This is a genomic window from Allobosea sp. LjRoot9, assembly GCF_964252745.1.
Classification (GTDB): Bacteria; Pseudomonadota; Alphaproteobacteria; order Rhizobiales; family Beijerinckiaceae; genus Allobosea.
The window spans coordinates 1,810,666-1,832,925 of record NZ_CAXUPC020000001.1 but is presented as its reverse complement, the minus strand read 5'-3'; the positions used below and the strand labels follow the sequence as shown (position 1 = coordinate 1,832,925).

The 22,260-nt window shown below is 65.6% G+C and carries 22 protein-coding genes; 9 read left to right on the top strand and 13 right to left on the bottom strand.

Going from position 1 to position 22,260, the window contains the following annotated elements:
* Positions 1–128: 128 nt before the first annotated feature.
* The 3 genes from ACSQ3P_RS08570 to ACSQ3P_RS08560 form a co-directional block, all read right to left on the bottom strand.
* Positions 129–755 carry an NYN domain-containing protein gene (locus tag ACSQ3P_RS08570; RefSeq protein WP_436165128.1) on the bottom strand — a complete coding sequence of 209 codons (627 nt, stop codon included), beginning with the start codon at positions 753–755 and terminating at the stop codon, positions 129–131.
* Positions 756–896: 141 nt separating this feature from the next.
* Positions 897–1,481, bottom strand: coding sequence for an orotate phosphoribosyltransferase (gene pyrE / locus ACSQ3P_RS08565; protein ID WP_069691078.1), 585 nt, complete (start codon positions 1,479–1,481; stop codon positions 897–899).
* A 77-nt stretch (positions 1,482–1,558) separates the two neighbouring features.
* Positions 1,559–1,939, bottom strand: a complete 381-nt coding sequence (locus tag ACSQ3P_RS08560; RefSeq protein WP_436165127.1) for a tautomerase family protein — start codon at positions 1,937–1,939, stop codon at positions 1,559–1,561.
* Between the two features lie 114 nt (positions 1,940–2,053).
* Between ACSQ3P_RS08560 and ACSQ3P_RS08555 the strand changes: the two genes are divergently transcribed.
* A complete protein-coding gene (locus tag ACSQ3P_RS08555; RefSeq protein WP_436165126.1) occupies positions 2,054–2,899 on the top strand; it encodes a LysR family transcriptional regulator in 846 nt (281 codons plus the stop codon).
* 37 nt (positions 2,900–2,936) lie between these two features.
* Here ACSQ3P_RS08555 and era read toward each other — a convergent pair whose 3' ends face one another.
* From era to ACSQ3P_RS08535, 4 genes are all read right to left on the bottom strand, one after another.
* On the bottom strand, positions 2,937–3,881 hold the full coding sequence (era, locus tag ACSQ3P_RS08550) for a GTPase Era (RefSeq protein ID WP_436165125.1): 945 nt from the start codon (positions 3,879–3,881) through the stop codon (positions 2,937–2,939).
* Positions 3,874–4,605: a ribonuclease III gene (rnc, locus tag ACSQ3P_RS08545; RefSeq protein ID WP_436165124.1), complete on the bottom strand. Its 732-nt coding sequence runs from the start codon at positions 4,603–4,605 to the stop codon at positions 3,874–3,876. Before rnc ends, era begins: the two co-directional genes overlap by 8 nt.
* Positions 4,602–5,366, bottom strand: coding sequence for a signal peptidase I (gene lepB / locus ACSQ3P_RS08540; protein WP_436165187.1), 765 nt, complete (start codon positions 5,364–5,366; stop codon positions 4,602–4,604). The genes rnc and lepB overlap by 4 nt, the downstream gene beginning before the upstream one ends.
* A gap of 133 nt (positions 5,367–5,499) precedes the next feature.
* Complete coding sequence (locus ACSQ3P_RS08535; protein ID WP_436165123.1) at positions 5,500–6,591, bottom strand: mechanosensitive ion channel family protein; 1,092 nt, start codon at positions 6,589–6,591, stop codon at positions 5,500–5,502.
* A gap of 231 nt (positions 6,592–6,822) precedes the next feature.
* On the opposite strand from ACSQ3P_RS08535, the gene aqpZ reads away from it, so the two are divergent.
* Entirely contained in the window at positions 6,823–7,515 is a 693-nt protein-coding gene (gene aqpZ, locus ACSQ3P_RS08530) for an aquaporin Z (protein ID WP_436165122.1), read from the top strand.
* Positions 7,516–7,757: 242 nt separating this feature from the next.
* Here the strand turns inward: aqpZ and ACSQ3P_RS08525 are convergent, their stop codons facing one another.
* The 4 genes from ACSQ3P_RS08525 to ACSQ3P_RS08510 all read right to left on the bottom strand — a co-directional run bounded on the left by ACSQ3P_RS08525 (position 7,758) and on the right by ACSQ3P_RS08510 (position 11,417).
* The gene (locus ACSQ3P_RS08525; RefSeq protein WP_436165121.1) at positions 7,758–8,831 is read right to left on the bottom strand and encodes a DUF2332 domain-containing protein; all 1,074 of its coding nucleotides are present in this window, start codon (positions 8,829–8,831) and stop codon (positions 7,758–7,760) included.
* Between the two features lie 10 nt (positions 8,832–8,841).
* Complete coding sequence (gene acpS / locus ACSQ3P_RS08520) at positions 8,842–9,255, bottom strand: holo-ACP synthase (RefSeq protein WP_069691086.1); 414 nt, start codon at positions 9,253–9,255, stop codon at positions 8,842–8,844.
* Between the two features lie 60 nt (positions 9,256–9,315).
* Positions 9,316–10,602 (bottom strand): 3-phosphoshikimate 1-carboxyvinyltransferase, encoded by a 1,287-nt coding sequence (locus ACSQ3P_RS08515; RefSeq protein WP_436165120.1) that lies wholly within the window; start codon positions 10,600–10,602, stop codon positions 9,316–9,318.
* A gap of 62 nt (positions 10,603–10,664) precedes the next feature.
* On the bottom strand, positions 10,665–11,417 hold the full coding sequence (locus ACSQ3P_RS08510) for a pyridoxine 5'-phosphate synthase (protein WP_436165119.1): 753 nt from the start codon (positions 11,415–11,417) through the stop codon (positions 10,665–10,667).
* A gap of 229 nt (positions 11,418–11,646) precedes the next feature.
* On the opposite strand from ACSQ3P_RS08510, the gene ACSQ3P_RS08505 reads away from it, so the two are divergent.
* The 3 genes from ACSQ3P_RS08505 to ACSQ3P_RS08495 all read left to right on the top strand — a co-directional run bounded on the left by ACSQ3P_RS08505 (position 11,647) and on the right by ACSQ3P_RS08495 (position 16,374).
* Complete coding sequence (locus tag ACSQ3P_RS08505) at positions 11,647–13,362, top strand: ATP-binding protein (protein WP_436165118.1); 1,716 nt, start codon at positions 11,647–11,649, stop codon at positions 13,360–13,362.
* Positions 13,363–13,601: 239 nt separating this feature from the next.
* Positions 13,602–13,994, top strand: coding sequence for a DNA-directed RNA polymerase subunit omega (gene rpoZ / locus ACSQ3P_RS08500; protein ID WP_310151361.1), 393 nt, complete (start codon positions 13,602–13,604; stop codon positions 13,992–13,994).
* A gap of 154 nt (positions 13,995–14,148) precedes the next feature.
* Positions 14,149–16,374 carry a RelA/SpoT family protein gene (locus tag ACSQ3P_RS08495; RefSeq protein WP_436165186.1) on the top strand — a complete coding sequence of 742 codons (2,226 nt, stop codon included), beginning with the start codon at positions 14,149–14,151 and terminating at the stop codon, positions 16,372–16,374.
* Between the two features lie 4 nt (positions 16,375–16,378).
* Here ACSQ3P_RS08495 and ACSQ3P_RS08490 read toward each other — a convergent pair whose 3' ends face one another.
* On the bottom strand, positions 16,379–16,930 hold the full coding sequence (locus ACSQ3P_RS08490) for a TetR/AcrR family transcriptional regulator (RefSeq protein ID WP_436165117.1): 552 nt from the start codon (positions 16,928–16,930) through the stop codon (positions 16,379–16,381).
* Between the two features lie 139 nt (positions 16,931–17,069).
* Between ACSQ3P_RS08490 and ACSQ3P_RS08485 the strand changes: the two genes are divergently transcribed.
* A complete protein-coding gene (locus ACSQ3P_RS08485; protein ID WP_436165116.1) occupies positions 17,070–17,864 on the top strand; it encodes an SDR family NAD(P)-dependent oxidoreductase in 795 nt (264 codons plus the stop codon).
* A gap of 70 nt (positions 17,865–17,934) precedes the next feature.
* Here the strand turns inward: ACSQ3P_RS08485 and ACSQ3P_RS08480 are convergent, their stop codons facing one another.
* The gene (locus ACSQ3P_RS08480) at positions 17,935–18,693 is read right to left on the bottom strand and encodes an SDR family NAD(P)-dependent oxidoreductase (RefSeq protein ID WP_436165115.1); all 759 of its coding nucleotides are present in this window, start codon (positions 18,691–18,693) and stop codon (positions 17,935–17,937) included.
* A gap of 173 nt (positions 18,694–18,866) precedes the next feature.
* Between ACSQ3P_RS08480 and ACSQ3P_RS08475 the strand changes: the two genes are divergently transcribed.
* The 3 genes from ACSQ3P_RS08475 to parC all read left to right on the top strand — a co-directional run bounded on the left by ACSQ3P_RS08475 (position 18,867) and on the right by parC (position 22,165).
* Positions 18,867–19,007 (top strand): hypothetical protein, encoded by a 141-nt coding sequence (locus ACSQ3P_RS08475; RefSeq protein WP_436165114.1) that lies wholly within the window; start codon positions 18,867–18,869, stop codon positions 19,005–19,007.
* Between the two features lie 8 nt (positions 19,008–19,015).
* Positions 19,016–19,744, top strand: coding sequence for a DNA repair protein RecO (gene recO, locus ACSQ3P_RS08470; protein ID WP_436165113.1), 729 nt, complete (start codon positions 19,016–19,018; stop codon positions 19,742–19,744).
* Between the two features lie 174 nt (positions 19,745–19,918).
* Positions 19,919–22,165 carry a DNA topoisomerase IV subunit A gene (parC, locus tag ACSQ3P_RS08465; RefSeq protein WP_436165112.1) on the top strand — a complete coding sequence of 749 codons (2,247 nt, stop codon included), beginning with the start codon at positions 19,919–19,921 and terminating at the stop codon, positions 22,163–22,165.
* Positions 22,166–22,260 lie beyond the last annotated feature (95 nt).

The window sequence follows — 22,260 nt, the reverse complement described above, 5'->3', positions numbered from 1 at the left end:
CTTGACCCGAGAATCTCGAAAACCAGTGCCTGCTCGTCACGAGATTCCCGGGTCTGCGCGGAGTTTATCCTTGGGCCGATCGAAGATCGGACCCGGGGGCTTCGCCCGGGAATGACGGGGGCGAGATATCACCCCTCGACGGCCTCGTCGCCCTGGCGGATGCCGTAGCGCCGCTCCAGGCCGGGGTTCCCTGGGGATCCAGGCGCGCCTTGCGCGCGGACGGAACGCTCCGACGGGTCGCGCCCGATCTTCTGCATCAACTGAGCGAGATCGAGGAAATCGTCGCATTGCCGGCGCAATTCGTCGGAGACCATCGGCGGGTTGGTCGCGATGGTGGAGACCACCGAGACCTTCACGCCCTTGCGCTGCACCGCCTCGACCAAGGGCCGGAAATCGCCATCGCCCGAGAACAGGTAGATCTGGTCGAGATGCGGCGCGAGCTCGAGCATCTCGATCGCCAGCTCGATATCCATATTGCCCTTGACCCGGCGGCGTCCGGCGGCGTCGGTGAATTCCTTGGCCGCCTTGGTGATGACGCGGTAGCCGTTGTAGTCGAGCCAGTCGACCAGCGGGCGGATCGAGGAATACTCCTCGCTCTCCACGAGCGTGGTGAAATAGAAGGCGCGGATCAGGTTGCCGCGCCCCTGGAACTCCTTGAGCAGGCGGCGATAATCCATGTCGAAGCCGAGCTGCTTCGAGGTTGCGTAGAGATTGGCGCCGTCGATGAAAAGCGCGATACGCGGGTCGGCTGCCATGGCAATCACTCCTGCCTGAAATGTCTTTGAATGCTCAGAATCGAAATAAATCGCGGTCTAACAATGTCGAATAAGGGCTAATTTGCCGGCAATTTATAATCTGTCATGTGGCGTCTCGCCGCAGTCCGGCGAGGCGCACTATCAGGCGCTCAGGCCGCGGCTTCCCGGCTTCACCGCGGGAATGGCGGCAAGCTCCGGCGGCAGTGCGTCGGGCGCGTAGTCGGGAACATCGAGCTTCATCAGGCTGACCAGTTGGACGCCGAGATCGGCGCGGCCGGCCGAGCGATCGACGAGACAGGCCGCGCCCAGGATCGTGCCGGGTTCGCCCGCGATCGAGGCCAGGCATTCGCGCGAGGAGAGCCCGGTCGTGACGATGTCCTCGACCATGACGACGCGCGCGCCCTTGGGGATGGAGAAGCTGCGCCTTAGCTTGAACTGGCCGTCCTCGCGCTCGACGAAGATCGCCTTGGCCTTCAGATGGCGCGCCGTCTCGTAACCCGGCACGATGCCGCCCACCGCCGGCGAGACGACGTAGTCGACCGTGCCGAAGGCGGCTTCGATCTTGGCGGCGAGCGCCTTGCACAGCCGCTCCGTCCGCACCGGATCCTGGAAGATGAACATCTTCTGCAGGTAGACCGCGCTGCGCCGGCCCGAGGACAGGATGAAATGCCCGTCGAGCAGCGCGCCGGCATCACGGAATTCGGCCAGAACGTCGTCGTCGGTCATCGCTCGCGCCTCGCTGAAAAAACCCCGCGCGTCTTTGCGTCGGATCGGCCGCGGTTGCAAGGCGCGCGGAGCTGTCTTCACACATATTGCGCGATGCCGGCACCGAACGACCAATTCTCGCGCGCCGTTTCGACCAGGTTGATGAAGATGTCGTCGGGGCGCAGTCCCGGCTCGCGGCGCAGATTCTCGACGATCTTGGCAAACAGCGCCTTCTTCTGCGTCACGCCGCGCGAACTCGAGATCGTGAGCTGGATGATCACCAGCGCATCCGAGCGGTTGAAGCCGAAATAATTCGCGTCATAGATGAACTCGTCGGCCTCATGCTGGTGGATCACGGCGAAGAGGTCGTCCTCGGGCACCTCGAAGGTCTCGCGCAAGGCGCTGTAGACGCCGTGGACGATGGCTGCAGGCTCGGAGGCCGGGCGGCCGCGTCTCATGGAAATACGGATCAGGGGCATGGTTCTGGTTTCCTGTGCAGGGCGCGCGGTTGCGCCGTGACAGGAAGCTAGGCTTGTCGATTTAATCTGAAAACCGTATCTATATGGATATCAAAGATATGGATTTATGATGATATGAGTCCTACCCTCGATATCGACGCTGTCGCCGCCTTCCTCGGCGCCGCAGAATTCCGCAGCTTCACCCGCGCGGCGCAGGCGTTAGGCACCACGCAATCCCTCGTCAGCGTCCGGGTGAAGCGCCTGGAGGAGGTGCTCGGCCGCCTCTTGCTGCAGCGGCATCCGCGTCTGGTGCGGCTGACGGTCGAGGGCGAGCGCTTCCTGCCCGCCGCGCGCGATCTGATGGCGGCGCATGAGCGGGCGCGCGAGGCTTTCTCGGATGCGCGCGAGCGCGTCGCGATCGGTATCAGCGAGCAGGCGGTCGGCCCCGATGTGCCGGTTCTGCTCGCCCGGCTTGCCGGCCATGATCCGCGTTGGCTGATCAGCCTGCGCATCGCGGCCTCAGCCGTGCTGGAGGAGGCCTTTGAGCGCGGCGAACTCGATGTCGTGGTGCTGCGCCGCTTCGGTCCGGGCCGGACGGGGGAGGTGCTGCGGCGGGACGCCTTCGGCTGGTTTGCGTCGCCCACGCTGATGCGCCAGCCGGGCGAGCCCGTGCCGGTCGTCTCGCTGATGGCGGAATGCGGCTTGCGGCGGCACGCGACTGAGGTGCTCGATCGCGCCGGTATCGCCTGGCGCGAGGCCTTCATCGGTGGCGGGATGGCGGCGGTGTTCGCCGCCGTCATGGGCGGGCTCGGCGTATCGCCCCTGGCCGCGCGGATCGCACCGCAAGGCGCGGTCGATGTCGGGCTGGAGTGGGGGTTGCCCGAACTCGGCGGTTCCGAGGTGATCCTGCGCAGCAATGTCGCCACGCCGAGGGGGCATTCCTTCGTCAGGGAGCTGGCGGCGGCCTATCGCGGGCGGTGAACGATCCAATTGGATCGGAAACGGCTCTAGGAGAGCCTCAGCCCTTCGGAAACTCCAGCCCCATCTCGCGATAACGCTCCGGATCGTCGCTCCAGTTCTCGCGCACTTTCACGAACAGGAAGAGATGCACCTTGGCCTCGGCAGCTTCGGAAATCTCGACGCGCGCCTTCTGGCCGATCGCCTTGATGGTCTGGCCGCCTTCGCCGAGCACGATCTTCCGCTGGCCCTCGCGCTCGACATAAATCGTCTGCTCGATGCGCACAGAACCGTCGGGCCTCTGCTGCCAGCTCTCGGTCTCGACCGTGGAGCGATAGGGCAGTTCGTCATGCAGCCGCTCGAAGATCTTCTCGCGCGTGATCTCGGCGGCGAGAAAGCGCAAAGGCGCATCCGAGATCTGGTCTTCCGGATAGAGCCAGGGGCCGAGCGGCAGCCGCGTCTCCAGCCAAGCCAGGACGTCCTTGACGCCGTAGCCGGTCAGCGCCGCGATCATGAAGGTGGCCTCGAACCGGCCTTGTTCGTTCACCTGGGTGGTGATCTGGAGCAGCTTTTCCTTCGCCACCAGGTCGATTTTGTTGAGGATCAGGAACTTCGGCTGCTTCAGCTCGGCGAGCTTCTCCAGCAGGCGGGCGTTCTCCTCATTGTCGAAGCGCTCGACATCGATCAGCACGCCGATCAGGTCGGCATCGGTCGCGCCGCCCCAGGCGCTCGTCACCATGGCGCGGTCGAGCCGGCGCTTGGGCGCGAAGATGCCGGGCGTGTCGACGAAGATCACCTGCGCCACGCCCGACAATGCGATGCCGCGCACCTGCGTGCGCGTCGTCTGCACCTTGCGCGAGACGATCGAGACCTTTGCGCCGACGAGTTGGTTGAGCAGCGTCGACTTGCCGGCATTGGGCGCGCCGATCAGCGCCACAAACCCGCAGCGCGTGGGCCGAGTCTCTTGGAGAGATTTCTCCTGGGGGGATGGTCCCGCCTCAGCCATTGTCGCTCTCCATGGTTTCGCTCCAGAGGCCTTCGCGCCTCAGGAAGGCCTCTGCCGCCGCCTGCTCGGCCAGCCGCTTGGACGGGCCCTGCGCTTCGGCGTCGTCCAGGCCGGTGATGCGTACGGCGACGCGGAAGACGGGGGCGTGGTCCGGTCCCGTGCGGCCGCGTTCGCTATAGGTCGGCGTCGGGTAGCCTTGGCCCTGCGCCCATTCCTGCAGCGCCGTCTTGGCGTCGCGCAAGGGGCGGACCGGCTTCAGCAGGCGCTCGCCGAAGGCGCGCTCGACGAGGCCGCGCGCCGCCTCGTAGCCGCCATCGATGAACACCGCCCCGATGATCGCCTCGCAGGCATCGGCCAGGATGGCCTTGTTCTTGCGCGCCCCGCCGAGGATCTCGCCCTCGCCGAGCCGCATGAACTGGCCCAGATCCCAGGCCAGCGCCACCTCGGCGCAGGTCTCCTTGCGCACGAGATCGGCCAGCCGGCGCGACATGTCGCCTTCCTCGGCGAGAGGATAACGCCGGAACAGCATGTCGGCTACGCTCAGGCCCAGGACGCGGTCGCCGAGGAACTCCAGGCGCTGATAGCTGCCCAGGCGTGGCCCGTCGGCGCTCATATGGGTCAGCGCCGTGGTCAGCAGAGCCCGATCGGCGAAGACATGGCCGAGCGCCGTCTCCAGCTTCGCCAGGTCTGGCGTCTTGCGCCCGCCTTCTCCCGGCTTGCTCACTTGATCGCGCTGAACAGGCGGTTCCAGCGAACCGTCCAGGGCCATTCCCAGACGCGCCAGGCCGAGGCGCCGTCCTCGATCGAGAAGAAGATGATCTCGGCGCGGCCGACAAAATTCTCGAAGGGCACGAAACCGACGCTGCGGTCGCGCGAGTCGAGCGAATTGTCGCGGTTGTCGCCCATCATGAAGAAATGCCCCGGCGGCACCAGGAAGACGGGGGTGTTGTCGAAGGTGCCTGTGTCGCCCTCGCGCTCGATGATCTCGTGGCTGACCCCGTTGGGCAAGGTTTCGCGATACTGGATGACCGGCGTGCTGCGGCCCCAATTATCGGTGGAGACGTAATCGGCGATGCGCTCGCGCTTCACCGGCACATTGTTGATGTGCAGGATGCCGTTGATCATCTGGATGCGGTCGCCCGGCAGACCGATGACGCGCTTGATGTAATCGGTGGAATTGTCGGTCGGCAGCTTGAACACGGCGATGTCGCCGCGCTTGGGCTCGGCCGCCCAGACGCGTCCGTCGAACAGCGGCGGGCTGAACGGAACCGAATGCTTGGAGTAGCCGTAGGTATATTTCGAGACGAACAGATAATCGCCGATCAGCAGGGTCGGGATCAACGAGCCGGATGGAATGTTGAAGGGCTGGAACAGCAGCGTGCGGATGACGAGCGCGATCAGCAGCGCCTGGACGACGACCTTGATCGTCTCGAGAACGCCGCCTTCCTCCTTGGCGCCCTTGTCTCGGGCCGCTTTGCTCTTGATGTCGGCGTCGTTGGCCACGCGGGGCTCCTGGTTCGGCTTGCAATGCGCGGTCTAGCGGAATGTTGCGCTGCGGACAACGGCGAGCCGCCAAGGTCCGGCATGTCCGCCAGAGCGGATTGATAGCCAATAACGGCTATTCGGCGGCGTGCCTCGCGATTGCTGCATTGGCGGGACCAGGTGGCTCGATCGACCTGGCCTCGGCGCGCAGGCGTGGCAGCGAGCGGGGATGCTCGCGCTGCAGGAAGGCGATCAGCTTCTCACGCACTTCGCAGCGCAGATCGAAGGCGCGTGGCGAGGTGCCGGCGCTGACCAGGATGCGGACCTCCATCGTCGATTGCCGGAAGTCAGTCACCTGTACATTGACCACGCGCCGGTCCCACAGCTTCGAGCCGTTGGCGATCTCCTCGACCTTGGCGCGCAGCACGTCGATCGGCGTCTCGTAGTCGAGATAGAGCATCACGGTGCCGATCAGCGCGGCATTGTCGCGCGTCCAGTTCTGGAACGGCTTCTCGATGAAATAGCTCAGCGGCAGGATCATCCGGCGCCAGTCCCAGAGCCGCATGACGACATAAGTCGAGGTGATCTCCTCGACATTGCCCCATTCGCCCTCGACCAGCAGCGCATCGTCGATGCGGATCGGTTGCGTCACGGCGAGCTGGATGCCGGCGAAGATGTTCTTCAAAACGGGTTGGAGCGCCAGGCCGACGACGATGCCGGCCGCGCCCGCCGAGGCGAGCAGGCTGACCCCGTATTGCCTGACGCCGTCGAAGGTCATCAGCGCGGCCGAGAGCGCCACGATCACGATCATGATGTCGCCGACGCGCTGGAGGATACGGGTCTGCGTCACATGCTTGCGCGCCAGGAGATTGTCGTCGGCATCGAGCTTGAAGCGGCGCAGATAGACCGTCGTCCAGACATGGAGCGCGGTCTTGGCGATCCAGCCGACCAGCGCCACGAAGCAGACCAGCAGGATCTGGCGGATAAGCACCGCCTGACCCTCGCTCAGCGGGGAGACGCTCGCGGCAAAGCCGAGCGCGACCGTGATCACGGCGAAACGGGTCGGCCCATGCGTGCGCGAGACAAGGGAGCGCCAGAACAGGTCCATCCCGCTGACGAGCCGCGTCAGGATGGCGAAGGCCGTCCTATGCGCCAGCAGCGCGAGTGCGACCGCCAGGGTGAAGGCTCCAAGGCTGATCAGCCAGGGCGGCAGAAACGAAAGCGGCATGCTGAGCCACGTCGCAGCTTGGTCCCAAGTCGCGGCTTGGTTCATTCTCGCGGCTTGGTCCATTCACACCCCTGGGAAGCGGCAACTTGCTGGCCCGTTCCTGCTGCAACGCAGCACGGCTCGGGAAGTTCAAACTCCGCTTTTGACGCAGGGCTGGGGCGTAACTGCGTCGATTGACCGCACCAACCCTAGGATGCAGCATGCTGGGCATTGATTCTTGGGGGAAATGCCATGAACACGAAGAAGTATGTCGCTGAAGCGATTGGCACTTTCTGGCTGACATTCGCCGGCTGCGGCAGCGCCGTCATCGCCGCCGGATTTCCACAGGTCGGGATCGGGCTGCTCGGTGTCTCGCTGGCCTTCGGCCTCACGGTCGTCACCATGGCCTATGCCGTCGGCCATATCTCCGGCGGCCATTTCAACCCAGCCGTCACGGTCGGGCTCGCGGCCGGCGGGCGCTTCCCGGCAAGCCAGATCCCGCCCTATATCATCGCTCAGGTGGTCGGCGGCATCGCGGCGGCGGCGCTGCTCTACGTGATCGCCAGCGGCGCGCCGGGCTTCGATGTCTCGAAGGGCTTCGCCTCCAACGGCTATGCCGACCATTCGCCCGGCAAATACAGCCTGGTCGCGGCTCTGGTGGCGGAATTCGTCCTGACGGCGGTTTTCCTCTTCGTGATCTTCGGCGCGACCAGCAAGCAGGCTCCCGCCGGCTTCGCGCCGCTGGCGATCGGTCTGGCGCTGACGCTGATCCATCTGGTCAGCATCCCGGTGACCAACACCTCGGTGAACCCGGCGCGCAGCACGGGGCCTGCCTTGTTCGTCGGCGGATGGGCCTTGTCCCAGCTCTGGCTGTTCTGGGTCGCGCCGATCCTCGGCGGCGCCTTCGGTGGCATCCTCTATCGCTGGCTGAACGACGAGAAGTGACTAGCGGCTGGTCCTGACACCCCTGCAGCATCGGACCGAGTATCAAGTCGGTCCGATGCTGCAGGGCTTTGTTTCTGCATCGGCTTGTTCCGAAAACCGGTTCCCACTTTTCGGGCCGATGCACTCGGTCACGTCGTATTCGGACGGCATCGTCCGAATACGAAAAACGTGACCGATCCTAAAAGTTGAGAGCATTGCTCTTGCGAAAAACCGGTACCCACTTTTTCGCGCAATGCTCTGCTTCAGAACCACGCCACCCAGCGGCCATGGAAGTCGGCCCGGGCGATCTCGCGCTCCGTGCCGTTCGGCCAGGTGGTCAGCGTCACGGCGGCGCCCTCCTTCCCGCCATCGGCCTCCATACGGAGCCAGGCGAGGGGGCGTTCCAGGCTGGCGGCTTCGCCAGCCTTCTGCATTGCAACCGTGATGCGCTCTTGTGTCGTCTCCGGCATGTATTGCCACATGATGCTGTGCATCAGCACGCGTGTCAGGCCCGCTTCGGTCGGCTCCGCGAGACGCGCCCCGACCCAGGCTGCTGCATCCGCCTGCTCGACCCGCCACGGCATCCTAGCAGCGAAATCGAAGGCCGCTTCGGTCGTCTCCACCCGCGCGCTCTGGTCTGGCCAGATATAGGACAGCACCCGCTGCCGGTCGCGGTCCGAGGCCGCGTCGAGCGGGTTGAGATCGCAGGCGCGCCGCGCCACGACCGCGAGCGACGTCGTAAGCTCGGGCGTGCTGCCGCGCCATTCGCTGCGGATCACGACATCGGAGCCGGCTTGGCCGTAAGCGGCTGTTCCCAGCTCGTAGCGATAGTGCTCGAAGCCGAGATTGAGCCCGGCGCTCGCGCCGATCTCGAGCAGGCTCAGCGGCAGGCGGAATTCGCGCGCGATGATCAGTCCGCCGCCGAGCAGGGCGGAGCTGCGCCGGACTTCGTTGGTCTGCGGAGCGCTGTCGAGATAATCGTGCAGGAAGGCGTCATGGCTGACGATCGTCCGCGCCAAGGCGTGCCAGAGCGCTTCGCGATCGCCCTGCTTGGGCGGATAGACCTCCTGCAATGCTGAAGCCTGCCCGCTCCGCGCCAGCGCGTTGAAGGCACCGGCTGCCCGCAGCGCCAGCGCATCGGCTCGGGCATTGCCCGGCCAGTTCAGCACGCGCTGGCCAAAACGGCTGGAACGGTCGAGGCGGCTGCCCAGCAGATCGCAGAGCTCGGCTGTGAAGGGTGAGCCGAGCTCGCGGCAATATCCAGCCTGATCGTGGAAATTGCGCCGGGCATCCGCTTCCACAGCATCCGGCGCATCTCCTTGCGATCCCCGCTGCATCAGCTTCCTTTCAGGCGGAATTCGCGGCTTTGGCACGAGCCTCGATCACCACGAAGGCCTGGGCCATTGGCGGGTCGTCGGTCAATGAGACATGGATGACCGCCTCATGGCCCGGCGGCGTCATCGCCAGGAGCCGCTCGGCCGCGCCGCCGGTCAGGCGCAATGTCGGCCGTCCACCCGGGAGATTGATGACCTCCATGTCGCGCCAGAACACGCCGGCCCGCATCCCGGTTCCCAGAGCCTTGGAGCAGGCTTCCTTCGCGGCGAAGCGGCGCGCATAGGAAGCGGCCCGCGTCGCCCGCCGATCCGATTTCAGGCGCTCGCCCTCGGTGAAGACGCGATGGGTGAAGCGCTCGCCGAACCGGGCGAGCGATTGCTCGATGCGGGTGATGTCGCAGAGGTCGGAGCCGATACCGAGGATCATGTCCCGGATTTAGAGCAAGACGCCGGAAAGTGGAAAGCGGTTTTCAGGGCAAGTGCAGATTCAGCGCAAGCGCAGATCTGTGGGCTGGCCGTCAAAGGCAACGCCGAGCGAACCGAGAGCCTGCCAATAATCGGGATAGGTCTTGGCGACGCAGCCCGCATCCAGAATCGTGATGCCGTGCAGCTTCAATCCGGCCAGGGCAAAGCTCATCGCGATGCGGTGATCGGCATAAGTGTCGATCGATGCCGGCAAGCTCCGCCCGGCCAGTGTCGGATCGGACGCCACGAGCAGGTCGTCGCCATCTTCACGGCCGAGGCCGGGCAAAATACGGGACAGGCCGGCGGCGAGCGCAGCCACCCGATCGCATTCCTTGACGCGAAGATTGCCGATGCCGGTGAAGCGCACTGGCGTCTCGTTGAAAGCGGCGAGCACCGCCAGTGTCGGCACCGCATCTTGCATCTGCGATCCGTCGATGATCGCGGGAAGGCGAGGGAAGCTGGCAATGACGTCGTAAGCCCGGGCATCCGGCTGCGTGAAGGCTGCGGCTGTCATTCCGAGGTCTATCGCACCGCCGGTCAGCGCTTCAGCTGCCCAGAGATAGGTTGCCGCCGAGGCATCGGGTTCAATCGCGAAATCCGCCGCGCGATAGCCGGTCGGCGCGACCCGCCAGCTGGAGGCGCTGGGGCGGTCGGTATGCGCGCCGAAAGCCTCCATCGCCGCAAGCGTCAGCTCGATATAGCCGCGTGCGCCGATGTCGTCGCCGGCCAGCACGACATCGACAGGGCCCGAGCCGCAGGCGGCCATCATCAGGAGCGCGGACACATATTGGCTGGAAAGGCCGCCATCGATCTCGACGCGACCAGCTTTGAACCCGCCCGTGCCGCGAATCGTGACAGGCGGACAGCCGGTCTTGGAGGTCGCGTCGATGCCCAGCGAGCGCAGTGCGGTCAGGAGCGGGCTGATCGGCCGCTTACGCATATGCTCGTCGCCGTCGATCACGACCTGCCCGTCGACCAGGGCCGCGGCCGCTGCCAGAAAACGCGTCGCCGTGCCGGCATTGCCGAGGAAAAGCGGCGCGGCAGGCTCCCGCAACCGGCCGTCTCCGGTCACGGTGAAGCTCGTCTCGTCGGGCTCCGCGATCGTGACCCCCATGGCGCGCAAGGCCTCGGCCATGTAGCGCGTATCGTCGCTCTTGAGCGCGCCTGTGAGATGGCTGGTTCCCTTCGCGAGGGAAGCCAGCAGCAAGGCCCGATTCGTGATCGACTTCGAGCCAGGCGGGGCGACGCGACCGCGCAAGGGATGGGTCGGCGGAATGATCGTGAGGCTCTGCCGGTCCCGATCGGTCATCGTTTTCGCTTTCTCGATCCCCGAAAGATGTCGGGGCGCTTTCTGTCGGGACGTCGTCTTGCTCAGATCCCGGCGCGGCCCTGGTCCATCGCCTGCAGCATCCGCGCGATCGCCTGTTCGAAGCCGATGAAGATCGCTTCGCCGACGAGGAAATGGCCGATGTTGAATTCGACGAAGCCCGGCACGCCAGCAAGAATGCGGGCAGTCTCGTAGTCGAGCCCGTGCCCGGCATGGACTTCGAGCCCGAGCGTCGCGGCAAGGACCGCCCCCTTGGCGAGGCGCTGGAACTCGGCTTCCGCTTTGGCCGTCTCGCCATCCTGGACGGCATGGCACCAGCTGCCGGTATGCAGCTCGACGACCGGCGCGCCGAGTTCGGCGGCCATCGCGATCGGCGCCTCGTCGGCCTCGATGAAGAGCGAGACGCGGCAGCCCGCCGCCTTGAGGCGAGCGATCTGCGGGGTCAGCGCGGCGCGCTGGCCGACAACGTCGAGCCCGCCCTCGGTGGTCCGCTCCTCGCGCTTCTCCGGTACGAGACAGGCCGCATGCGGCTTGAGGCGTTCCGCCAGCGCGACCATCTCGTCGGTCGCCGCCATCTCGAAATTCAACGGTTTGGTCAGCTCGGCCATCAGCCGTTCGATGTCGGCATCGCGGATATGGCGGCGATCCTCGCGCAGATGCGCGGTGATCCCGTCGGCTCCGGCGGCAATGGCGAGATGCGCCGCGCGCACCGGATCGGGCAGGGCGCCGCCGCGGGCATTGCGCACCGTCGCGACGTGATCGATGTTCACGCCCAGCCGCAGTCGGTTCGTCGTCATCGCCGTCCCTCGCTCTGATCGCGCGTGCATAGACGCGCGGAGCCCGGGGCTCAAGGCAAGGAATGTGATCGGCGCGGCCAGTTTCGCTGATGAGTCCGATGCCGCTGCTCTTGTTGGCGATTTGGTAACCGCATCCGCAAGCGCAGCTAGCACGCCATGGCCCGTTAAAGGCAATCGTAAAGGGCCAGGATTATGGTCCGAGTCCGATCAGACCAGCGAAAAGGCAGCCGTGAGCGTGCAGCTTGCAGTAAAGACCGTACAATTCGGAACCGATGTCGTGGCCGACCGGCGTGATGCCAACCAGCCGCCCGATCGCGCGTTGGGCCGTGTCGTGTCCTGCGACGGCTCGCGCGCGACGATCGCGAGCATGGTTTCCGGCGACAGCGCGGTCGGCCCCGATTCCTGGACGATCGGCAAGATGATATCGATCAGCCTGGGGCATACCCGCACCGTCGGGCTTGTCTACGAGATGTCGGCAGTCAAGACGGTCTGGGATGAGACCTCCGACAACGCCATTCATGTCCAGGTCGAGCTCTTGGGCGAAGTCTCGGACATCGATGGCGAGGCGCCGCGCTTCCAGAGTGGCATCAGCAGCTATCCGCCGATCGGCGCCATCGCCCATCGCATCCGCGCGGGCGATCTCGCTTTGGTCCACGATCTCGGCACGCGCTCGGGCGTGCCCATCGGCCATCTGACGCAGGATTCGAGCATCCCCGCGACTGTTTGCATCGAGGACATGCTGTCGCGCCATTTCGCCGTCCTCGGCACGACCGGCGTCGGCAAATCGAGCGCGGTCGCCCTTTTGCTGCGCAAGGCGGTGGCCGCCCGTCCGCGCCTGCGCGTACTGATCCTCGATCCGCACAACGAATACGCCCATGCCTTTCCCGACAAGGCGCTGACGATCGACAGCGAGGGGCTCGATCTGCCGTTCTGGATGTTCAGGCTGGAAGAACTCGGCGACGTCGTCTTCCGCGGCCGCCCGCAGCTCGATGAGGAAGGTGACATCCTGCGCGAGGTCATCGCCACGGCGCGCGAGCGCTACCGCGCGCCCTCGCCACTGGATATCGCGCGTGATCTCGGTACATCGCTGCTCAAGCGCCCGCTCGATATGGGCGGCCCGCGCGATCCGGGGGAGCCGACGGGCAACACGTTCGACTCGCCGACACCCTACCGGATGAAGGACGCCTTCGCGGTCATCGACGAACTGATCGGCCTGCACGAATTGCGCTGGCCGCGGGCATCGCTGCGCTCGCTGAGGGTGCGCCTCGAGGCTCTCCACAAGGATCCGCGCTACCGTTTCATGTTTGCCCGCGCCAACATGATCGAGACCATGGCGCCGATCGTCAGCCAGATCTTCCGCGTGCCGCATTACGGGCGGCCGATCACCGCCTTCCAGCTTGCCGGCCTGCCTTCGGAGGTCGTCAATGCCGTTGCGTCGGTGCTGTCGCGCCTGGCCTTCGACCTGGCGGTGGCGAGCCACGGCGCCTATGAAGTCCTCGTCCTGTGCGAGGAGGCGCATCGCTATGTGCCGTCCGACCCGACGCTCGGCTTCGCGCCGACACGGCAGGCCATCGCCCGCATCGCCAAGGAAGGCCGCAAATATGGCTGCTATCTCGGCGTCGTGACGCAGCGGCCCGGCGAACTCGATCCGACGATCCTGTCGCAATGCTCGACGATCTTCGCAATGCGCCTGTCGAACGAGCGCGACCAGCAGATCATCCGCTCGGCGATCTCGGACGCTTCGGCGAGCACGATCAATTTCCTGTCCTCGATCGGCAACCGTGAGGCGATCGCCTTCGGCGAAGGCGTCGCCACGACGATGCGGCTGCGCTTCGCCCAGCTCGACAAGCATGAATTGCCGACGATGGCGGGCGGGCATGTGCTCGGCGCGGATGCGCGCGAACCCAGCCTCGACGACATGGTCAGGCGGATGCGCGGCGGCTGAGGCGAAAGCCGGACGAGTGGGCGCCAGAGCCGGATGATTTCAGATGGAATCACAAAGTGATCCCATCTGAAATCTGAATCCGTCTCGCATCAAAGAGTTAGAGCAGGATCGATTGCGAAAAACCGGTGCCCACTTTTTCGCATCCTGCTCTCGCAAAATCTTGCAATCGGCGCGCATTGGCTGTATGGCCGGGCCACATCATCTTCCCCTGCATCGCTAAGATCAGAAGGAGCCGCGCCATGGCTCGCGTAACCGTTGAAGACTGCATCGACAAGGTCGACAACCGCTTCGAGCTGGTGCTGCTCGCCAGCCACCGCGCGCGGATGATCCAGTCCGGATCGTCGATCCTGGTTCCCCGCGACAACGACAAGAACCCGGTCGTCGCGCTACGCGAGATCGCCGACGAGAAGCTGAAGCCCGAGGATCTGAAGGAAGACCTGATCCACTCGCTGCAGAAGCATGTCGAGGTCGACGAGCCGGAGGCCGAGACCGTGCCGCTGCTGACGACGTCGGTGCCGAACGCCTCGACGCCCGATTCCGAGATCCAGTTCGACCGCATGAGCGAGGACGACCTGCTGCGCGGCCTCGACGGACTCGTGCCGCCGACCGAGAGCGCAGACGACGAGGACTGATCGTCACGCAAAATCTTCATTGCGTTTGCTAAAGCCCGGCCTTGCCGGGCTTTTTCATGCCGGTCTCACAGGAATCCGCCTTGCCGCCTTCACCGCCCGCGCCGATATTGATTGATCGAATGAGAAGCAGGCAAGACAGAGGGCCCGCATGGGCATGATGCGGCAATACGAGCTCGTTGACCGGGTCAGGAGCTACAATCCCAATACCGACGAAGACCTGCTCAACCGGGCCTATGTCTACGCCATGCGGGCGCATGGCACGCAGAAGCGCGCCTCGGGAGACCCGTTCTTCGCCCACCCGCTGGAAGTCGCAGCCCTCCTGACCGATCTCAAGCTCGACGATGCGACCATCGTTGCAGCCGTCCTGCACGACACGGTCGAGGATACCGCCGCCACGCTCGAAGAGATCGAGAGCATGTTCGGGCCCGATATCCGCCGGCTGGTGGACGGGCTGACCAAGATCAAGAAACTCGACCTCGTCTCCAAGAAAGCGGCGCAGGGCGAGAATTTCCGCAAGCTCCTGCTCGCCATCGTCGACGATGTCCGCGTGCTGCTGGTCAAGCTCGCCGACCGGCTCCACAACATGCGCACCTTGCATTTCGTCGCGCCCGAGAAGCGCCTGCGCATCGCCGAGGAAACCGCCGAGATCTACGCTCCGCTCGCCGGGCGCATGGGCATGCAGGAGCTGCGCGAGGAGCTGGAGGAGCTGGCTTTCCGCCACATCAAGCCCGAGGCGCACGCCACCGTCACCAAGCGGCTGGAGGAGGTGACCGAGCGCGAGGGCAAGGTCATCGGCATCATCGAGAAGGATCTGAAGGAGAAGCTCGCCGCGCGTGGCATCCAGGCGCAGGTCTCGGGCAGGCGCAAGCGACCCTATTCGATCTGGAAGAAGATGGAGCGCAAATCCGTCTCCTTCGAGCAGCTCTCCGACATTTTCGGCTTTCGCGTGATCGTGGATTCGCCGGAGGATTGCTACCGCGTGCTCGGCATCGTGCACATGACCTGGCCGATGGTGCCCGGCCGCTACAAGGACTACATCTCGACGCCCAAGCAGAACGACTACCGCTCGATCCACACCACCGTGGTCGGGCCGGGCCATAGCCGCGTCGAACTGCAGATCCGCACCGACACCATGGACCGCATCGCCGAATTCGGCATCGCCGCGCATGCGCATTACAAGGACGGCCGCACCACCGAATTGACCCAGTTCGCCGATGAGAGCCGGGCCTATCAATGGCTCCGGCGCACGGTCGATCTGCTGGCCGAGGGCGACAGCCCGGAGGAGTTCCTGGAGCACACCAAGCTCGAGCTCTTCCACGACCAGGTCTTCTGCTTCACGCCCAAGGGCCGCCTGATCGCGCTGCCGCGTGGCGCGACGCCGATCGATTTCGCCTATGCCGTCCACACCGATGTCGGCAACAGCGCCGTCGGCGCCAAGATCAATGGCCGCATCGCCCCGCTCCTGACCGAGCTGCAGAATGGCGACGAGGTCGAGATCACCCGCGCCGAGGGGCAGGCGCCGCCGGCTGCCTGGGAATCGCTCGTCGTCACCGGCAAGGCCCGCGCCGCCATCCGCCGCGCCACGCGCGCGGCTGTGCGCCGGCAATATGCCGGGCTTGGCCGCCAGATCCTGGAGCGGGCCTTCACCCGCGCCGAGCGGCCGTTCTCCGACGACAAGCTGAAAGCCTCGCTGAAGCGGCTTGCCCGCACCGCGGTCGACGATGTGCTGGCGGCCGTCGGGCGCGGCGAGATGTATTCCGGCGATGTGGTCAAGGCGGTCTATCCCGATCTCGAGCTCGAAAAGCGCGGCGCGCCCGAGACGAAATCGGCCGGCGCGACCACAGGCAACGGCAAGGGCTGGTTCGAGCTGCGCAAGGGCGACAACCTCAAATTCAAGTTGCCGGGCGAGGCGCCCGACGCCGACAGCACCGCCATCCCGATCCGCGGGCTCGGCGGCGATCTGCCGGTGCGTTTCGCGCCCGATGGCGGCGCCGTGCCGGGAGACCGCATCGTCGGCATCCTGACGCCGGGCGAGGGGGTGACGATCTACCCGATCCAGTCGACCGCGCTCGCCGCCTTCGACAACGAGCCCGAGCGTTGGCTCGATGTGCGCTGGGATCTCGACGACAAGGCGCCGCAGCGCTTTCCGGCTCGCATCAAGCTGAACTCGATCAACGAGCCCGGCTCGCTCGCCCAGATCACCACGACGATCGCCGAGCATGACGGCAATATCGACGCGGTCTCGATGGTGCGCCCGAATCCGGACTTCACCGATGTGACGATCGATCTGACGGTCTGGGACCTGAAGCATCTCAGCGCCATCATCAGCGAATTGCGCGAGAAGCGGGTGATCAGCCGGGTCGAGCGTGTGGTGGGCTAGCCTCTCAGGCTTCAACAGCCTCCAGCGTCGCCGAGAGCAATTCGTCTGAAAGCGCGGGGTCGTCGACCGCCCGCGCCAGGATCACCGCGCCGACCATCGCCGACCAGCGTGTCATCGCGGCCCGGCGCCGCTCCTGCGCGGTTTCGCCCGGAGCGCTGGTCGAGAACCGGTCTATCTGCTTGCGTACCGCCTCGGTCATGACCTGGCGCGTCTCGTCGTTGCAGCGCGCGGCCTCGGTGCCCAGCGCGCCGAACATGCAGCCGCCGCCGCGATCGTCACGATGCGCGGCGCTCAGATAGGAGCGCGCGAACTCCGCGAACTCCATCTCCGCGAAGCGGTCGTTTTCCGGCGTCGGCAGCAGGACATGCGCGAAGGCTTTCGCGATCAGATCGTCCTTGGATTCGAAGTGGTTGTAGAAGGCGCCATGCGTCAGCTCTGCGGCCTTCGTCACCTCCGCGACGGTGACCGCCTCGAAGCCGCGCTCGCGAAACAGCCGTGAGGCCGCATCGAGAATCCTGCGTCTGTTCTCCACCAGCTTGTCGCGGCTGATCTTCATGTCCGGTCCTCCTGTCGCTTGGCAGCATAGCTGATCGCGATCATCAAAGTTCAATAATGATGATTATCATCATTGAAATGAGGTTCGAGGCGACCCACATCAAGGTCCGCTTTCGCATCCACTCTCAGGAGCCACGCTCATGTCCGATAATCGCCCAACCGCCCTCATCACCGGCGCCTCGACCGGCATCGGCGCCGTCTATGCCGACCGCCTCGCACGTCGCGGTCACGCTCTCGTCTTGGTGGCGCGCGACAAGGACCGCCTCGGCACTCTGGCTGCCCGTCTTCGGGCCGAGACCGGGGTCAAGATCGATGTTCTGCCTGCCGATCTGACGGATGCTGGACAGCTGCAAGCGGTCGAGGCGCGGCTGCGCGAGGACGTATCCATCGGCCTTCTGGTCAACAATGCCGGGGCGGCCGGCCAAGGCAGCTTCGAGCAGGCCGACCCTGACAAGTTCGAAGGGTTGATCCGCCTCAACGTCACGGCCGTGACCCGCCTGACCGCGGCGGCCATTCCCGGCATGCTGGCGCGTGGCGGCGGCGCCATCATCAACATCGCTTCGGTCGTCGGTCTCGCTCCCGAGATGCCGCTTGGCGTCTACGGCGCAACCAAGGCCTTCGTCATTGCCATGTCGCAGGCGCTGACCGCCGAACTCGGCCAGCGCGGCATCTATGTGCAGGCGGTGTTGCCGGCCGCGACGCGCACGGAGATCTGGGAGCGTTCGGGCCGCGACGTCAATCAGCTCTCGGGCGTGATGAATGTGGATGATCTCGTCGATGCCGCCCTGATCGGCTTCGATCGGCGCGAGACGATCACCATTCCGCCGCTCCCCGATGTCGAGCAGTGGAATGCCTATGACGCGGCGCGCCGCGTCATGATCCCGAACTTTCCGAATGCCCATCCGGCGGAGCGCTATACAGCCGGAGCGCGCTGAGAGCGTTGACCAGGATGCCCGTTGAGAGCGGGCATCCTGGGCGCGCAGCCAAATCGCAATACGTGAAGGCTCAATGCGCGAAGAAGTGCATGCCGCCATCGACGGGGATGACGGCGCCGGTGATGTAGCGCGCCTGCGGCGAGGCCAGGAAGGCCACGAGATGCCCGATATCCTCGGGCTCGCCGAAATAGCCGGCCGGGATGTTGCGGGCGATGAAGGCCTGGCGAGCTTCCTCCGTGGGGTGCAGCCTGTTGAGGATCTGCTCGCTGTTGATCCGGCCGGGCGGGATCGTGTTGATGGTGACGCCCTCGGCGGCGACATCGCAGGACAGCCCCTTCGCCCAGAGATGCAGCGCGGCCTTGGCCGCGCTCGCCGCGTTCAGGCTGCGCGGCTCCATCGAGCCGCTGATGTTGACGATCCGACCCCAGCGCCGCGCCCGCATCGCCGGCAGCACGGCTTCGCTCAATCGCCGTGCGGCCGTGAAGTTGAGGGCGAAGGCCTCGTCCCAGGCGGCATCAGCGGCATCGGTCGCGATCGGCCTGGAGCCCCCGGCGCTGTTGACCAGGATGTCGATCCGGCCGAGCGCGGCCGTCGCCTCGCTGGCGATGCGGGCGACATCGCCGGCATCGGTGATGTCGCCGAGCACGATCACCGGAGGCCGCCCGCCGGCAGCCGTGATCTCCTGCACGAGCTTTTCCAGAAGCTCGCCACGCCGCGCCGTCGCGGCGACATGGGCGCCTTCCCCGGCGAGCACGCGGGCGATGCCGGCGCCGATGCCCGAGCTTGCCCCGGTGACGAGAGCGGTTCGTGAAGCGAGATCGAGATCCATGGCCGGTCCTCAGGCTTGTGGCGGGGCAAGAGCCGGATGATTTCAGCTGGGATCACCAAGTGATCCGAGCTGAAATCTGAATCCGTCTCTCATCTAAGAGTGAGAGCAGGATCAATGCGAAAAACCGGTGCCCACTTTTTCGCATCCTGCTCTAGCCCGATCGAGCATCCGCAATGCCTGAGGCGCCGATGGCGGGCAATTGGCCGGGCATGCGTCGCGGCGATGGCGTCGCGCCCGAGGCGCAAGGCGCCGGCTCCTGTCATGACCAGGGCTGGGTACGGAAATGCTGGAAACTCTCGCGCATCCTGCTCTAACTGCGCCGATGGAATGGACCGACGAAGGCACGATCATCGGGCAGCGCCAGCATGGCGAAAGCTCCGTGATCCTGGAGGTGATGACGCTCGCGCATGGCCGCCATCTCGGCCTCGTGCGCGGCGGCCGCTCGTCGAAGGTGCAGGCCTCGCTCCAACCCGGCAACGCCGTCTCGCTGACCTGGCGGGCGCGGCTCGACGAACATCTCGGCGAGTACAAGGTCGAACTGCTGAAATCGCATGCGGCGCGATTGATCGAGGCGCCGGTCGCGCTCTATGGGCTGGCGACGGTCGCGGCGCTGCTGCGCCTGCTGCCGGAGCGCGATCCTCACCCCGCGCTGCATGAAGGGCTCGCCGTCCTGATCCAGCATCTCGACGAACCGCGCCTGGCGCCGGCGCTGGTGGTGCGTTTCGAGCTCGCCATGCTGTCGGAGCTCGGCTTCGGCCTCGATCTCACACGTTGCGCCGTGACGGGTGCGATGGAGGACCTCAGCCATGTCTCGCCAAAATCCGGCAAGGCGGTCAGCAGCCGGGCGGCCGAGCCCTATCGTGATCGCCTGCTCGCGCTTCCGGCCTTCCTCTGGGAGGGGCAGGGCGCGCGCGCGCCGGCTGCCGCCGACATTGCGGCGGGCTTCGCGCTGACCGGTTTCTTCCTGCGCCGCCATCTCTACGAGCCGCGCGGGCTGGCCGAGCCGGCGGAGCGGGCGCGACTGGTCGAGCTGGCGACGAAAATCCACTGATTTTTCCGCGTTTGTGGGCCTGTGTGCTTGGCGAAGCCTGTACGCAGCCGGCATCGTCGTGCGAAGTGATTCGCGCCGTTTCCCTCAACCCGCATCCTTGGAAACGCCGCTTGCGCGGCTCTTCAGGATGAGGGCTGCGGAGTGGATCGCGCCGAGAGTTGGTAAGGTATTCCCATGGGCAAGCCTGTCGAGCCGCCGCCGGAGGATGAATCCGAGCGCATCGATCTGAAGACCGCGCTGGAAGAGCGCTATCTCGCCTATGCGCTCTCCACCATCATGCATCGCGCCCTGCCGGATGCGCGCGACGGCCTGAAACCGGTCCATCGTCGCATCCTGCACGCCATGCGGCTGCTCAGGCTCGACCCCGGCCAGGTCCACAAGAAATGCGCCCGCATCGTCGGCGACGTCATCGGTAAGTTCCACCCGCATGGCGACCAGTCGGTCTATGACGCGCTGGTGCGTCTCGCCCAGGATTTCGCCCAGCGTTATCCGCTCGTCGATGGGCAGGGCAATTTCGGCAATATCGACGGCGATAACGCCGCCGCCTATCGCTACACCGAAGCGCGCATGACCGAGGTCGCACGCCTCCTGCTCGACGGTATCGAGGAGGACGCGGTCGATTTCCGCGAGACTTACAATGGCGAGGACGAGGAGCCGATCGTCCTCCCCGCCGCCTTCCCGAACCTGCTCGCCAATGGTTCGCAAGGCATCGCGGTCGGCATGGCGACCTCGATCCCGCCACACAATGCCGCCGAACTCTGCGACGCGGCGCTTTATCTGATCCAGCATCCGCAGACGCCCTCCGAACAGTTGATGACCTTCGTGCAGGGGCCGGATTTCCCGACCGGCGGCATCATCGTCGAGACCCGGGCCTCGATGGCCGAGACCTACCGCACCGGGCGCGGCGCCTTCCGCACCCGGGCGCGCTGGGTCAAGGAGGATCTGGAGCGCGGCGCCTGGCAGGTCGTCGTTACCGAGATTCCCTACATGGTCCAGAAGGGCCGGCTGATCGAGAAGATCGCCGAGCTGCTCAACGACAAGAAGCTGCCATTGGTCGCAGATCTGCGCGATGAGTCGGCGGAGGACATCCGCGTCGTCATCGAGCCGCGCGCCCGCAATGTCGATCCCAATCTGATGATGGAATCGCTCTTCCGGCTCTCCGAGCTGGAGGCGCGCATCTCGATGAACATGAACGTGCTGACCGGCGGGTTGGTGCCGCGCGTGCTCGGCCTCAACGAGGCCTTGCGGGCCTGGCTCGACCATCGCCGCGAGGTGCTGCTGCGCCGCTCGCGCTTCCGGCTCGGCCAGATCGACAAGCGGCTGGAGATCCTGCGCGGCCTGCTGATCGTCTATCTCGACCTCGATCGCGTCATCAAGATCATCCGCGAGGAGGATGAGCCGAAGGTCGAGCTGATGCGTTTCTTCGAGCTGTCGGAGCTCCAGGCCAACGCAATTCTCGACACCCGGCTGCGTTCGCTGCGCAAGCTGGAGGAGATGCAGCTCAAGACCGAGCTCGACGAACTGACCACGGAGAAGGGCCAGATCGAGGAGCTGCTCGGGTCGGAGCCGGTCCAGTGGAAGCTCATCCAGCACGACATCCGCGAGGTGAAGAAGCTCTTCGGCCCCGAGACCGTGATCGGAAAGCGTCGCACTTCCTTCGCCGATATGCCCGACACGACCGATGTCGATCTGACCCAGGCCATGGTCGAGCGCGAGCCGGTGACGGTGGTGATCTCGAAGAAGGGCTGGATCCGGGCGCTGAAGGGCCATGTCCAGGATCAGTCGACGCTGACCTTCAAGGGCGATGACGAGCTGAAGACGGCCTTCTTCACCGAGACGACGGCCAAGCTCCTGGTGCTGGCCTCGAACGGCAAGGTCTTCACGCTGGAGGCGTCCAAGCTTCCCGGAGGGCGCGGCTTCGGCGATCCGATCCGCCTGATGATCGAGCTCGAGGAGACCGCCGAGATCGTCTCGGCCTTCCCGTATCGGCCGGGGCTGAAGCTCCTGATGGTGACGACGGACGGGCGCGGCTTCGTCGCCTCGACCGACGATGTCGTGGCCAATACCCGCAAGGGTCGGCAGGTGCTCAATGTCGAGACGCCGGTTTCCGCCCTGCTTGCCGTGCCGGCCGAGGGCGACCATGTCGCGATCATCGGCGAGAACCGCAAGCTCAACTGCTTCCCGATTTCGGAAGTAGCCGAGATGGCGCGCGGCAAGGGCGTGCGCCTGCAGCGTTACAAGGATGGCGGCGTCTCCGACGCCAAGGTCTTCAAGCTGGCGGATGGCTTGACCTGGCGCGACACGTCCGGCCGGACCTGGACGGTGGCGCAGAGCGAGCTGATGGAATGGCTCGGCCACCGCGGCGAATCCGGCCGCCTGCCGCCAAAGGGCTTCGCCAAGAACAACAAGTTCGGGGGGTGAATCCTTCTCCCCTGGCGGGAGAAGGTGCCCCGGCAGGGGCGGATGAGGGGGCGCCGTGAGCTCAATCGCTGGCGCGTATAAGCTGGCCGGAGAAG

Excerpts from the sequence above, each read along its gene's own strand:
- ACSQ3P_RS08570 (WP_436165128.1), bottom strand. The coding sequence starts at position 755 with ATGGCAGCCGACCCGCGTATCGCGCTTTTCATCGACGGCGCCAATCTC.
- pyrE (WP_069691078.1), bottom strand. The coding sequence starts at position 1,481 with ATGACCGACGACGACGTTCTGGCCGAATTCCGTGATGCCGGCGCGCTG.
- ACSQ3P_RS08560 (WP_436165127.1), bottom strand. The coding sequence starts at position 1,939 with ATGCCCCTGATCCGTATTTCCATGAGACGCGGCCGCCCGGCCTCCGAG.
- ACSQ3P_RS08555 (WP_436165126.1), top strand. The coding sequence starts at position 2,054 with ATGAGTCCTACCCTCGATATCGACGCTGTCGCCGCCTTCCTCGGCGCC.
- era (WP_436165125.1), bottom strand. The coding sequence starts at position 3,881 with ATGGCTGAGGCGGGACCATCCCCCCAGGAGAAATCTCTCCAAGAGACT.
- ACSQ3P_RS08535 (WP_436165123.1), bottom strand. The coding sequence starts at position 6,591 with ATGCCGCTTTCGTTTCTGCCGCCCTGGCTGATCAGCCTTGGAGCCTTC.
- aqpZ (WP_436165122.1), top strand. The coding sequence starts at position 6,823 with ATGAACACGAAGAAGTATGTCGCTGAAGCGATTGGCACTTTCTGGCTG.
- ACSQ3P_RS08525 (WP_436165121.1), bottom strand. The coding sequence starts at position 8,831 with ATGCAGCGGGGATCGCAAGGAGATGCGCCGGATGCTGTGGAAGCGGAT.
- acpS (WP_069691086.1), bottom strand. The coding sequence starts at position 9,255 with ATGATCCTCGGTATCGGCTCCGACCTCTGCGACATCACCCGCATCGAG.
- ACSQ3P_RS08515 (WP_436165120.1), bottom strand. The coding sequence starts at position 10,602 with ATGACCGATCGGGACCGGCAGAGCCTCACGATCATTCCGCCGACCCAT.
- ACSQ3P_RS08510 (WP_436165119.1), bottom strand. The coding sequence starts at position 11,417 with ATGACGACGAACCGACTGCGGCTGGGCGTGAACATCGATCACGTCGCG.
- rpoZ (WP_310151361.1), top strand. The coding sequence starts at position 13,602 with ATGGCTCGCGTAACCGTTGAAGACTGCATCGACAAGGTCGACAACCGC.
- ACSQ3P_RS08495 (WP_436165186.1), top strand. The coding sequence starts at position 14,149 with ATGATGCGGCAATACGAGCTCGTTGACCGGGTCAGGAGCTACAATCCC.
- ACSQ3P_RS08490 (WP_436165117.1), bottom strand. The coding sequence starts at position 16,930 with ATGAAGATCAGCCGCGACAAGCTGGTGGAGAACAGACGCAGGATTCTC.
- ACSQ3P_RS08485 (WP_436165116.1), top strand. The coding sequence starts at position 17,070 with ATGTCCGATAATCGCCCAACCGCCCTCATCACCGGCGCCTCGACCGGC.
- ACSQ3P_RS08480 (WP_436165115.1), bottom strand. The coding sequence starts at position 18,693 with ATGGATCTCGATCTCGCTTCACGAACCGCTCTCGTCACCGGGGCAAGC.
- ACSQ3P_RS08475 (WP_436165114.1), top strand. The coding sequence starts at position 18,867 with ATGCCTGAGGCGCCGATGGCGGGCAATTGGCCGGGCATGCGTCGCGGC.
- recO (WP_436165113.1), top strand. The coding sequence starts at position 19,016 with ATGGAATGGACCGACGAAGGCACGATCATCGGGCAGCGCCAGCATGGC.
- parC (WP_436165112.1), top strand. The coding sequence starts at position 19,919 with ATGGGCAAGCCTGTCGAGCCGCCGCCGGAGGATGAATCCGAGCGCATC.